The 12166-nt window shown below is 42.2% G+C and carries 15 protein-coding genes; 3 read left to right on the forward strand and 12 right to left on the reverse strand.

The annotated features are described in order from the left end of the window. Position 1 precedes the first annotated feature (1 nt). The 9 genes from MKY16_RS23420 to MKY16_RS23460 all read right to left on the reverse strand — a co-directional run bounded on the left by MKY16_RS23420 (position 2) and on the right by MKY16_RS23460 (position 7790). Positions 2 to 1060, reverse strand: a complete 1059-nt coding sequence (locus MKY16_RS23420; protein WP_209947717.1) for an ABC transporter ATP-binding protein — start codon at positions 1058 to 1060, stop codon at positions 2 to 4. A gap of 16 nt (positions 1061 to 1076) precedes the next feature. Further along, entirely contained in the window at positions 1077 to 1865 is a 789-nt protein-coding gene (locus MKY16_RS23425; RefSeq protein WP_013312456.1) for an ABC transporter permease, read from the reverse strand. A gap of 6 nt (positions 1866 to 1871) precedes the next feature. Further along, positions 1872 to 2693 carry an ABC transporter permease gene (locus tag MKY16_RS23430; RefSeq protein WP_013312457.1) on the reverse strand — a complete coding sequence of 274 codons (822 nt, stop codon included), beginning with the start codon at positions 2691 to 2693 and terminating at the stop codon, positions 1872 to 1874. Between the two features lie 27 nt (positions 2694 to 2720). Then, positions 2721 to 3650, reverse strand: a complete 930-nt coding sequence (locus MKY16_RS23435) for a nucleoside hydrolase (protein ID WP_069012571.1) — start codon at positions 3648 to 3650, stop codon at positions 2721 to 2723. Then, positions 3650 to 4723: an ABC transporter substrate-binding protein gene (locus MKY16_RS23440; protein WP_029518630.1), complete on the reverse strand. Its 1074-nt coding sequence runs from the start codon at positions 4721 to 4723 to the stop codon at positions 3650 to 3652. The genes MKY16_RS23435 and MKY16_RS23440 overlap by 1 nt, the downstream gene beginning before the upstream one ends. Before the next feature lie 174 nt (positions 4724 to 4897). Beyond that, on the reverse strand, positions 4898 to 5242 hold the full coding sequence (locus MKY16_RS23445; protein ID WP_029518631.1) for a hypothetical protein: 345 nt from the start codon (positions 5240 to 5242) through the stop codon (positions 4898 to 4900). 404 nt (positions 5243 to 5646) lie between these two features. After that, the gene (locus MKY16_RS23450) at positions 5647 to 5958 is read right to left on the reverse strand and encodes a hypothetical protein (RefSeq protein ID WP_340957243.1); all 312 of its coding nucleotides are present in this window, start codon (positions 5956 to 5958) and stop codon (positions 5647 to 5649) included. A 32-nt stretch (positions 5959 to 5990) separates the two neighbouring features. Further along, on the reverse strand, positions 5991 to 6287 hold the full coding sequence (locus MKY16_RS23455) for a WXG100 family type VII secretion target (protein WP_340957244.1): 297 nt from the start codon (positions 6285 to 6287) through the stop codon (positions 5991 to 5993). 39 nt (positions 6288 to 6326) lie between these two features. Continuing rightward, the gene (locus MKY16_RS23460; RefSeq protein WP_340957246.1) at positions 6327 to 7790 is read right to left on the reverse strand and encodes a hypothetical protein; all 1464 of its coding nucleotides are present in this window, start codon (positions 7788 to 7790) and stop codon (positions 6327 to 6329) included. Between the two features lie 82 nt (positions 7791 to 7872). On the opposite strand from MKY16_RS23460, the gene MKY16_RS23465 reads away from it, so the two are divergent. The 3 genes from MKY16_RS23465 to MKY16_RS23475 all read left to right on the forward strand — a co-directional run bounded on the left by MKY16_RS23465 (position 7873) and on the right by MKY16_RS23475 (position 9868). Next, on the forward strand, positions 7873 to 8229 hold the full coding sequence (locus MKY16_RS23465) for a hypothetical protein (protein WP_029518634.1): 357 nt from the start codon (positions 7873 to 7875) through the stop codon (positions 8227 to 8229). Positions 8230 to 9132: 903 nt separating this feature from the next. Beyond that, complete coding sequence (locus tag MKY16_RS23470) at positions 9133 to 9477, forward strand: hypothetical protein (protein ID WP_340957249.1); 345 nt, start codon at positions 9133 to 9135, stop codon at positions 9475 to 9477. Beyond that, the gene (locus MKY16_RS23475; protein ID WP_239645242.1) at positions 9461 to 9868 is read left to right on the forward strand and encodes a hypothetical protein; all 408 of its coding nucleotides are present in this window, start codon (positions 9461 to 9463) and stop codon (positions 9866 to 9868) included. Before MKY16_RS23470 ends, MKY16_RS23475 begins: the two co-directional genes overlap by 17 nt. Before the next feature lie 64 nt (positions 9869 to 9932). Here MKY16_RS23475 and MKY16_RS23480 read toward each other — a convergent pair whose 3' ends face one another. From MKY16_RS23480 to MKY16_RS23490, 3 genes are read right to left on the reverse strand one after another with little or no spacing between them, the layout of a single operon-like run. Continuing rightward, the gene (locus MKY16_RS23480) at positions 9933 to 10079 is read right to left on the reverse strand and encodes a hypothetical protein (protein WP_023990839.1); all 147 of its coding nucleotides are present in this window, start codon (positions 10077 to 10079) and stop codon (positions 9933 to 9935) included. A gap of 27 nt (positions 10080 to 10106) precedes the next feature. Then, positions 10107 to 11501, reverse strand: a complete 1395-nt coding sequence (locus tag MKY16_RS23485) for a contractile injection system protein, VgrG/Pvc8 family (RefSeq protein ID WP_340933561.1) — start codon at positions 11499 to 11501, stop codon at positions 10107 to 10109. Between the two features lie 21 nt (positions 11502 to 11522). Beyond that, the gene (locus MKY16_RS23490) at positions 11523 to 12137 is read right to left on the reverse strand and encodes a hypothetical protein (protein WP_340886718.1); all 615 of its coding nucleotides are present in this window, start codon (positions 12135 to 12137) and stop codon (positions 11523 to 11525) included. Between the last annotated feature and the right edge of the window lie 29 nt (positions 12138 to 12166).

Here is a 12166-nt window from a genome sequence, read left to right on the forward strand (position 1 = left end):
ATTATTGGACCAGCACCATTTTATCTGCCGGAAAATGCAGGGTAACCCGCTGACCACTCAGGTAGGGCGTATCCATTTCCTGATTAGCCGTAAAGTTGCCTTTCGCCGTTTCTACCACATACTGATAGCTACGCCCCAGGTAAGTACTTACCTTAATAATACCGGGGAGCTCATTTTCTCCTGTCTCGTTGCCTTCTGTTCGAATGACCAAATCATCCGGACGAATAGCGCCCTGACGAGCACCCAGCTGGGCCGTACCCTGATTACGCGCTACGCCGAATGAAAGATCACCTGTATTCAGTCGAATACGATCCCCTTCTTCAGTACGCTCGTCAAAGCTTAGAAAATTATTAAACCCAATAAAACGGGCGACAAATTCGGTCGTCGGATATTTAAAAATGGTCGATGGAGCATCTAATTGTTCGATGTTCCCCTTATTCATAATCGCAACCTGGTCAGAAATCGAAAAACATTCCTCCTGATCATGCGATACATACACGGTAGTGATGCCCAGTTCCTGTTGAATACGGCGGATTTCCACACGCATATTTACACGCAGGTTAGCATCCAAGTTACTCAGAGGTTCATCAAACAACAGCAGATCGGGTTCAATCACAAGCGCTCGCGCAATCGCAACACGTTGACGCTGTCCGCCTGATAATTCACCGGGGAAACGTTTTTCAAATCCCCCCAGGCTAACCGTTCCCAGCATCTTCATAACGCGGCGCTTTATATCATCTTCCTTTACTTTGCGTAACCGCAAACCAAAGGCAACATTATCAAAAACAGACAAATGCGGAAAGAGTGCATAACTTTGAAATACAAAGCCGAAGTTCCGTTTATTCACCGGAACCCGAGTATAATCCTTATCGCCAAACAAAAATGTTCCTTGTTTAGCTTCGAGAAATCCTGCAATGAGACGAAGTGTGGTCGTTTTGCCACAACCACTCGGTCCGAGCAACGAGAGCAATTGCCCCCGTTCAAGCTGCAAATCGAAATCCTGCAAGATCAGTTGGTTGTCATAAGCGACCGATACGCGATCCAGAGTAAGCAGTGCCATAAGGTTGAAGCCTCCATTACCTTTTAGTGAAGTAAGACAATCCCATCAGTCGTTCAATCAAGAACATCAGGATACCGGTTAAAATCATCAGCATAACCGAAATCGCCGCAATCGTCGGGTCAAAATAATTTTCGACGTAAGTCAGCATTTGAATGGGCAGGGTGCTGAATCCCGGTCCTGTCATAAAGACGGAAATGTCGACATTGTTGAATGATTCCAGAAAGGCAATCAGGATAGCCGCAATAATGCCTGAGCGGATGTTGGGCAGAACCACTTTGAAAAAGGTTTCCAGCCGTCCAGCCCCCAAACTAAGCGCTGCTTCCTCAATCGCAAAATCAAAGTTAGACAAACTGGATGCAATGACTCTAATAATGAACGGCAACATAATCACCGTATGTCCGATCAATAGTCCAGCATATACTGGTAAATGGTAAACTATGATCAAATAGCGCAGCAGTGTAAAACCAAGCACAATACCCGGTATGAGCAACGGAGAAAGGAACAAAGCATTCAGCGCATCCTTCCCACGAAACGAAAAACGACTAAGCGCATAGGCGGCAGGCATACCAATCAGCAGTGCCAAGATGTTGCCTAGCAGAGAGACCACAATGGACGTTTTGAACGTGGACATAAACAAATCCACTTCAAAAATATTTTCATACCAGCGCAAGGAAAAGCCCTGCGGAGGGAATTTTAATACCGTGCCCGGCTCGAAAGAAGTGACCGATATGATCAACAGCGGACCGAGCAGAAAGATGAAGACCAGCAGGCTAAAGAAGCCTAGTCCGTAATGTTTCTCCCGCATATCCACCTACCCCTTCGGATTGAGTTTATGGGCCGCCTTATTTAAGAGACCGACCACGATAAATGTAATAACAATCATAATTGTTGCAATAACAGAAGCTAAAAACCAGTCGTTTAGCGTCATCGCGTTCTGATACAAAAATGTAGCGATAACCCGCTGTTTTCCTCCAAGTAGTGCTGGTGTCGTATATGCAGTCAGGCTGCCCACGAAAACGAGAATGCTTCCAATGATCAGGCCAGGCACAGACAGCGGAAATACGATTTTACGAAATGCGCTGAATCTGGAGGCCCCGAGGCTCTGAGCAGCATGAACAAGATCACCGTCGATATTTTCGAGTACACCAATCAGTGAAATAATCATCAGCGGTAAAAACAAATGAACCAGACCAATAATCATCGCTGCCGGAGTATACAAAATATTCAGCGGCTCATCTACAAGTCCTAAACCGATGAGCACGTTATTTAACAGTCCCTTGCGACCCAGAATGACCATCCAGCTGAATGACCGCACCACCGGACTCGTCAACAAGGGGAAGATAGCCAGCGCTAACAAAATCCCTTTACGACGCGGGGCCTTTTGCGAAATATAATAAGCCGTCGGGAAGCCAAGTAATACGCACACGAGTGTCGTTACGACACTGACTTCCAGCGTAGTCAGCAATATTTTCAGAAAGTAAGGGTCCTTGAAGAAATGGAGATAGCCTTCTAGGGTGAATGAGCTGTTCTGTACGAAGGTCGAACCGATCGTCAACACAATCGGAATGACCATGAACACCGCCAGAAAGAGCAGACCTGGCAGCAGCAGCCAATACAAGTATGTTTTCTTCATGGGTAGCTCCTTGCGGTTATCAAAATGTTATTCCTTATTCAGCACCTGGATAAATAGCTCCAGAAAAGCTTCGCTGTCCACCTGTTCACATACATTCATATTGGGGCTATGATTGAGGCGGTTCTGCACATCGCCCACCGTTTGTCCGTCACATATACGACTGGAGGTTTCCACGTCGACATACAACGACGAGGTATCGACTAACCCCGAATTCAATGCGACACCCACGGCAAGCGGGTCATGAAGCGCACACGCCTTTACCCCGTTGCGTTCTTCATAACGCTTGGTATAAACGGCCGTGCTTTGAGCTACATAATTACGAATTCCAGGATGGGACAGACGAGCAATATGATCGGCAGTCAGCAGAGCCTTCCGTGTTACATCCAGTCCCACCTGTATCAACCGACCAAATCCCGCATGAAATACGATTCGTGCGGCTTCAGGGTCAGCATACATGTTGTACTCCGCTACAGGTGTAATATTGCCGCACCCGTGAATAACACCGCCCATAAAAATGACTTCATCGACGTGATCCGTCAGTTCGGGACACTTCAGCAGCGCCAGTGCCAGATTGGTGAGTGGCCCGGTGCAAATGAGCGTCACTTCCCCCGGGTGAGCCATCACGGTGTCAATAATGATATCCGATGCAAAACCTTCGGACGCAGACATGGCTGGGACTACTCCACTCAGTGCGCCTCCAATGCCGTCTTCTCCATGGACACGATGCTCGTGCAGGCCTTTACGTATTAAGGGGGCCTCCGCCCCCCGATAAACCGGAATATCCGGTCTATCCAAAAGGTCGAGGATTTTGCATGTGTTCAATGTTGCTTGTTTAAGTGAAACATTACCGCATACCGTAGTAATCGCTTGGATATCCAGCTGACCACTTTTGGCGGCTAGTAAAATACCCAACGCATCATCAATGCCCGTATCTACATCTAATATAACCTTCTTCATTATTGTGCAACTTCCCGGTTCCAGCGATCTGTCCATGCCTTGATATGATCGTTAACGAACTTCATATCCAGCTTGGTCAGCTTGTTCACTACCTCTGTACCGTACGTAATTCCCTCTGTATCCGCACCGGACAGTACCACCTGCGTATTCACCGGGGAATCAACCTTTGCCTTGGCAGACTTTTCTTGAACTTCCTTACTCAGCTGCCAGTTGATAAATTCCTCAGCCAGTTCCTTCTGGTCGGAGCCTTTCACTACATTAATTGTGTTCATTACTGCGTATGCACCTTCACTAGGAGCTACAAATTTCGCTCCTGGCACAGCCGCCTGCAAATCTTTGAAGTACATTTCCATGATTGGACCGCCGGCAATTTCTTGTTGACTAAACATGTTCACAAACTCAGATGTTTTGCTATAAAACTTAACGATATTCGGACTCAGCTCTTTCAGTTTTCCGAAGGCTTGGTCTTCATTAAACTCCTTACTACCCGCTACCTTGGAGGCTGCATCTACCATCATCGGTCCGGCAGTCGCCGTAATATTCGGCAAAGTCACGTTTCCTTTGAACTCAGTTCCCCACAGGTCAGCCCAAGAGGTCACATTCTTTTTCACCAGCTCCGGATTATAGGCAATACCGAGACGCCCGACCGTATAAGCAGGACCATACTCCTCACCCAGCGGTGCTTTGGCAATATCATAAATTTGGTTCAGGTTCGGCACCTTGCTGCGATCCAGCTTCTCAAACAATCCCTGTTGGATTCCTTGTTGAGCATAATAATCGGACAGATAAATCAGATCGACGTCTGTGCTGCCTTGACTGATTTTGTTCAACCGTTCCGCGTTATTTCCAATTTCGACCACGATATCAACGTTATGTTCTTTTTCAAAAGGCTCGTACACTTCTTTGTTAAAAAAGTCCTCGGAAAAGCCCCATGTGGAAATAACTAGTTTCTTTTTCCCATCAGCTGAACCATCTTTTCCATCTGTCTGACCGCCAGTAGCATTACTGCCGCAACCTGCAAGTACCACGGATGCCAAGGTCACAGCCATAAACCCTTTAAACCATTTCTTCATATGAAACTCCCCCTATTTTTTATTATGCACACCTTATGACACAAAAAAGAAAAGTACTCTTGTAAAACAAGAATACTTTTCTTCGTAAACAAAGAATAAGTTGATCCCGCTGCGCGTTATAACAGGTTCTCCCCTCAGATAGATCCGAAGCGAAAAGCCGAATATCCAATTTTATTAGGATTCCTTCAGAATGATGTTCGTAATAGCCCACTGCGTTGCTGAATCATAATCACGCAGTAAAGCATCTATATCGAGCTCCATATCCTCAATCAGCTTCTCGCGAAGTCTCTTCTTGTACAGCATGGACATTCGGAAATCCACTTCCAGCTTCAAGCCGGGGGCTTCCACTTCCAATGCCGCCGAGCGTGGAGAACGCCGGTGCTTCGCCACAAAGGTAACAATGTTGTTCTCAACGGTGGCCCGCAGCAGCGTGGTCCCGAAGCCGAACAGTTCCTTTGAAACTTCATTGTAAATCTGGCACATCCGCTTCTTGCTTTCGTTACTGTCGAGCAGCGTCATGAACCCACCCTCATCAGCATATTACGTACAATCAATCTTTCAACACGATAGATTATACATAAATATACGATAAATAGCAAACAAAAATCCCTAATCCAATCACATATGATGCGAAAAAGCGAACAATATGTCGAACTTTGTAGCTTTTCAACATTTTTACACCTTTTTTAACTCATCCTCAAGCTTCCGAACGCTGCTATATTCGCCCACAGGGTAATTTTAAAGTAGACTCCGGTAAATCTCTGGCCAAGGGTTTTATCGTCGTCATTCCAGAGGAAATTTTTTTCCTTCTACTATATATGTAGTTTTTACTTAAATGCATTTAACCGTACCCCGCGGGAGTCGTCCCCTAGCGATTGTACGGTTTTTTTATTATGTAGCTGACTGGCCAGATGGGAACCCCTTCAAGAAAAAGCCGATTGAATCCACGAGGACACTACAAGAGTAGCTGGCCACAGCAGCATAAAGTTAGCAATAATATATGCCTTCTTAAAAGCATAACGATGATAAAAATACCAACAGATCCAAGATATGAATATTCCTATCGGGCAGCTCATTATGACATAGGCAAAAATATAATTGCTGAGATAATCTCCAGCTGTTGGTGCATCGAAAGAAAATGCGACCACCATCAGCATGGCCGGATAGGCAAATAACGTTAAGCCATAAACGATATTCAATATAAGTAAAATGACAAATGCATTTTGATCTTTCATGATGTTCTCCTAACTATTGCAGTCCGTCTGTATCACCATTGTGCAGCCCGCTTGCGTCTCTCCTCACGCCGATCAGCTTCTTCCATTTTCCGAATATAACGTTTCAACTGCTCTTTATGGTCGTCCAATTCCTGTATTCGTACAGTTGTGCCTTGGAGAAACGTCTCCATTTTACGTGTTAATTCAGCAGCCGATTCGCCCCGCCAGTCTTGCAGCCTACCATATATATTTTTCATCTGCTGCTCCTGATGCTGAAGTCTTTGCTTTAGCTGCTCGCATTGCTGAACAGCCCTACGCAGATCCCCCAGGCTCAAAGATATTCTGCCCATCTCTTTTGCCCCCCGTTGTGTTCTTCCAGTTGCTCTTTCTTATTGGTCCACCATTGTGAATTCCTGACCCTTGCGATCGATGTACTCTGCTATCTCTGTAATCGATTCCTGATACCAGCGATTAATCCGATCCAGTGTCGCCGTAGCACTATGCGCAAGCGGGGTCAAAGACTGACTTTCACTTGTCCCGATATGAGCCTGAAATAACTGAATGGACGCACGGGTATCACTGGAAAATCCATGCAAGCTAGAACGCATCTGATTAGCCGCATGCTTTAGCTCCTCAGGTGTTAATTGAATTGTGCCTCCATTTTTGTTGCCCACAAAATATGCCCCAACATTAGCGCGACCATCTTGTTGTCCTGCTCCCATCAAATTCACACCCAGTGCAGTAGCAGCAAACTGCCCGAAGGCCCCCATTTGTCCCCCATAGCGTTCAACCAGATCGCCCATGACTTCCTTGAGCTCTGCTCGCGCGGCCAGCATTTGCTCGTATGCCTGCACCCGTGGATTGCCTTCCACCAATTGACCGTCCATCGTGTACAGTGGATTGCTGATATTGCCATTTTCATCAAACGTAAAGTTTCCCATGCTATGAGTGTTCTCTCCACCTAATACAGAATTATAGAATTTGGTGAATGCATCTTGCTGTATCATAGGCAATGTAATCGGAACATAAACAATAGGAGTCCATTTTGGGCCAAGAATTAGTCTTTCCAATTCGGTTTTTCTTTCCAAGGGAATTGAAACAGGAATAGTAAACTTGGCTACATTGGCAGTCTTATAATCACTCCCAATATGATACGTTTCCCCCACATGTTGGTTAGCCTTAGTGGCTCCCCCACCAACACTATCTCCGGGATGGGCAAAAGCCACATTAGTCTTCTTGAATTCTCCTGCTTTTACCCTCTTTTGAAGATCTTCAGGCAATAAATGTACAATACCCGGAGCAGCAAAACTCACGGATGATAAACCATTTTTCACTGCAATATATTCTGCTTCTGCACCGCCTAAAGAATGGCCTGTCGTAGAAATTTCAGCAGCGGGGTACTTCTTCTTCACTTCGTCATACAGTGTTTGGGCTTTTGTAAATTGATTATCCTGATACTGTGACTCATACTGATGAAATGAACTTTGTACCTGTGGGGGGAGCTTTTTTATCTCTTCTTGATTATTTATATAATAATCGTGAACTTGATTTAAATTTTTCGCTCGTCCGCCCACAACATCGCTAATGTCCGTTCCTATGTCCATCGCTCTACTCCATATTGGTCTTCCCCCTGGTTCAGTTCCCCTATATCCTATAATCACCTGATTGCTATTCTCATTGTGAAAAACGGTCGCATCAAATCCGGAACCGTTCGTGTCATGTAATAGTTTTTCGTCTAAATCAACAACCCTCCAACCAGGAATATCTTCATTTTTATAAGTCTTTGGATCAATATCCAATAGGTAAGCCTCATCTGCTATCTTCCAGTATGTTTTTTCACTAATATACTGCAATTATTACCCCACCTTGTCTAATCACCTAATATATTATAAAGTTAGAAAAAGTTGATACTTTCAAAAAAGGAGCATCTAAAAATTGAAAAGAAAAAAAATTTGGGTTACTGCTCTCATCTTATTCTTCATCCTAATAGGAGCTCTCTATTACATGCACTACGCATCAAATATAAAAAAAGAAGAAGCCGTTAGAACAGGTATACCTATTGGAAAAGAGTACATCAAAAAATACTATAGGGCTGATTTCATATTTAAGAGTTATGACTATGTAGGTAGCTATGTTAATAATACGGTTCATCTAATCGGCTATATAAAAGGACATGAAGATCAATCGATATCTATCGCTTACGATTTTGAAAAAAAAGAAGTGCTTAGTGTAACCGGACCGGATTGGTTCATTGACAGTCGATACCCTAAAAAGAATGTTCCACCATTTTAAATATCAAGATTTGTATGCAAAAAAAAAAAACACATATGATTCATTCCAGTTCAAGAATATATTTTTCCAATCTAAGGAAGTGAAATCATTATAATACTTCCTGTTTACTTGCGGTATAGTTGAAAGTAAAAATAAGTATAAAGTCGTTGGTTACTGCATTTTGGGTCGCAGTTCATACCTAATAACGATTAGGACTTTGTAACTGTATGTTAGAAGAGATTTGCGTATATGAACACAATTTTTAAACGTTGTACCGAGCTAATCCTTTTATTAAATAAATGAGCTATCCTACTATTATTATAAAAAGCACTAATGTTATGAGTTTATAGTCAGGAGATACTAAGGAGAAGAATTCAACTTGAAGAAGAAAAAGGATTGGGGAAGCATCTTTATAGTATTTCAATCCTCGTTGGAATCTTTTGTTACATGCAATATACGGAGGATGTACAAAAAGAAGAGTACGTCCAATCTGGCATACCTATTGGAAAAGAATACATTAGAAAACATTATAATGCCGAGTTTATATACAAAAATTACGACTTTATTGGCGGCTATGTTAACTCTACCGTTTATCTTCGTGGCTATATAAAAGGACATGACGGTCAGATAATCTCACTAAATTACGACTATAAGAAAAAAAAGGTACTCTACGTAACTGGACCGGATTGGTTCATCGACAGTAGGAATCCTAATAAAATTGTTCCGCCATTCTAAAATCAAGTCTGTATTCAAATGCCCTCTAACAGATGACTTTTTCCTAAATATGAAGAAGTAATATCATTAAAATACTTCCTGTTACTGAGAGATATTTGCAACAAAAATAAGAACCACGTCATTGTTCACTGCATTCTGGTTGTAGTTCACATTAAATTATAAATAGCATGTTAGGGGAATGTTGCGTAAATGAACACAATCCTTAAATGTTGCACAATTCTCATCATAATATTAACCATTCTGGGCGGTTGTGGTTTTTCTACCGCTCAAGAGGAAGAGGTAGTGGAGTCTGCTACTACTGTCAGTATCAAATATATTAAAACTCACTATAATACGGATTTCGTATTAAAAAATTACAATATTGAAGAAAACAGTGTCTTTGCAAGAGTACATCTTTACGGCTATATAAAAGGAAACGATACAGACTTAATTAGGATATCCTATGACTTGGACTCAAAAGAAATCGTCAATGTTACGGGACCGGATTGGTTTATTAATAGTAAGGTTATAGATAAGAATGCACCTTATTCCTAAGAAAGCTTATAGCATATTTAGCTCAATTTTAAGGAGAATACTTCAACTTGAAAAAGAAACAACTATGGCTTTTTGTCTTTATATCACTTGTCATTCTGGTAGGAGTTTTCTTTTACATGCAGTACGCATCGAATGCCAAAAAGAAGAAATCGTTCGGACAGGCATACCTATTGGAAAAGAGTACATTAAGGAATACTATAGGGCAGATTTCATATTTAAGAGTTATGACTATATAGGTAGCTATGTTAATAACACGATTTATCTAATCGGCTATATAAAAGGACATGAAGGTCACTCGATATCCATTGCTTACGATTTTGAAAAAAAAGAAGTCCTAGATGTATTAGGACCTGCTTGGTTCATCGACAGTAGGAATCCTAAAAAGAAGTAGAATATTGAACCATGATTGCAGAAAAGGCCCCTTAGGGGCCTCTTCCAGTCGTCGTTAGTCATATTTAGCGCTCTTCACCTTTGGTGCTATGCTTAGTTACATGAATAAAAGGATATTCGCCTTTGCTTATTTTACGTTTCCATTCTTGAATCATATCTTCCTGGGTTGGCGGTTTCTCGTTTACGATTGCTCCTGTAGTTACTTTAGCCATTGGTTTACCCTCTCTTGTTGATTTTAGTTATTGCGTCTTTATCTTTTCTCCAGTCATTTTGATGTTACCATCCATTTCTACCAAACTCGTTTTACATTTTAAACCGATAGCATCCTTCGCGGTGACCTGTATTGTGTTACCCGCATTGAACACCAGGTTCCCGTCTGCTTTTACACGGATATCCTTTTTGCTTCGTAGTTCAATTCCATGGTCATCCAGCAGTCGAATCACCACTTCATCGTTGTTCCCCGTGATTAAAATTTCATTTTTCTCAAAAATAATAGCTTTGCGGTACTTGGTCATAAAGATCTTCGTCGACGGGTCCTTAATAAAGTCACCGCCTTTGGATCTCTTTCTGATCGAGTGGGTCACAATAGCGTCTTTTTCTTTAGAGGTCGGAAAGTAGATATCTACAAAATCAAACAGCTCCGGCATGCAGTACCATCCCGTATTCCCTTCCGATGTATAAAATGTAGCCGTTGGAAAAGCGAAGGTTTCCTTGACGTTAGGCTTGACCTTATCCATTTCATAAAAGAAAACCTTCACATGATCCTGCTCGATTCCAATGACCTTGGATTTCAATGACATGCCCCGAATGTCCTCATTTACAATCAAATCCTGTTTCATTCCATCCGCTGTAGTCAGCACATATTCATGCCACAAAGCACTATGTCGTATAAACGCAACAGACTGCAGGACGTATAAAGCTTTCCCTTTAAATTTAACCTCCGCCCCAATTTGCAGCAGGACATCTCTAGCCCCTGTTGTTTGCACTTTATAATATAGAAGGTTGTCATCCTTGCTGGCTCCTGGTTTGGTTTTTCTCGTCATCGAGTAGTTATACTGTTTGAGCTCACCTTGATTGACGCCATCCGGCAATCCAAAATAAAACTGAGGTTTTTCACCAATCGGATCAGGTATTAGTCCCCAACCAAGCCGAGACGCTATACGTTTTAGAAACGACCAGTCCGTTTCGTCGTATTGCATCGTAAATTCCTGTAAAAGCTGATCTTTTAAGCGGCTCGTACAATTGGCTTTGGGATAGGATTTGAGTACATGTTCAAGTAATGCCTGCACCTTCATCTTCACATTTTGAAAGGATTGTCTATGAAGCACTTCATCCAGCTGGCTTGTATAGGAGAGGGCCTCGACGACCAAATAAGCTACATTGGACACCAACTTGATTCTGAACTGCGTGACTAATCCCCTAAATAATACACTCTGCTTTTGATCATCATTCACATAAGAAACGACTAACTTCGCCCCTGCTTCCATATGATCTGTGTACTCTTCCATTTGGGCACCCGTTAACACACCTGTCAAAAAGACTTTCACATGCTCATTCATTTTCTGTACAACTTTAACTTTTGGATTTTTAAGAGATAAAACCGTTCCATTATACTTGATGATTGGATATCCCATGTTACCGCTCCCTTTTGTCGGTTAGTTTACGTTTATCCGTTGTTTGCTTACGTATTGAATGACATCGTTAATAGTTTGATTATGTCCCTTATCGTTAAGGGTCTCATCTAATGCAGGAATTGTGGTAAAAGTTTTATTTTTTTTCTGAAAATAAATGTCCGCTATAGGGAATGGTTTTGCACCATCTGGTCCAGACCCCGTTTCATAATAAGCGATAATGATAACGTCTTTTAATCCATCCTTATTTAGATCCTTGAAGGCCACCGCTTCTATGCCTTCATCAGCATACCACCATTCATTCCCATATAAATCAGGAAATGAATATACAACTCGTTCTCGGTCATCTAATAGAAAAAAGAAGTTTTTAGGAATTTCATCTTTTTTTGTTTTAGTCGATACAAACCGTACTTTCCCAAAGCCCTCAAGAGTAGTTTGAAAAGACTGCTCCTCGTTAATGGTATACTTATCTGTGTTTAGTTTTTTGATATTACTATTTACGTTGTTACGCGTTATAGAACTTTGCATCGGTTTAGTTAAGGTTGCAGTCTCTTGAGGAATAGCTGAATATAATCCCATAGCCTTAAGCCCATTTAAAAAGCTGGATATAACAATTATGAAGATAAACACTCTATACATGCACTTGCCCCCTTGAGCTCTTCATTTAA

The sequence above is a fragment of the Paenibacillus sp. FSL L8-0641 genome, assembly GCF_038006265.1.
In the GTDB taxonomy this organism is placed as follows: domain Bacteria; phylum Bacillota; class Bacilli; order Paenibacillales; family Paenibacillaceae; genus Paenibacillus; species Paenibacillus polymyxa_D.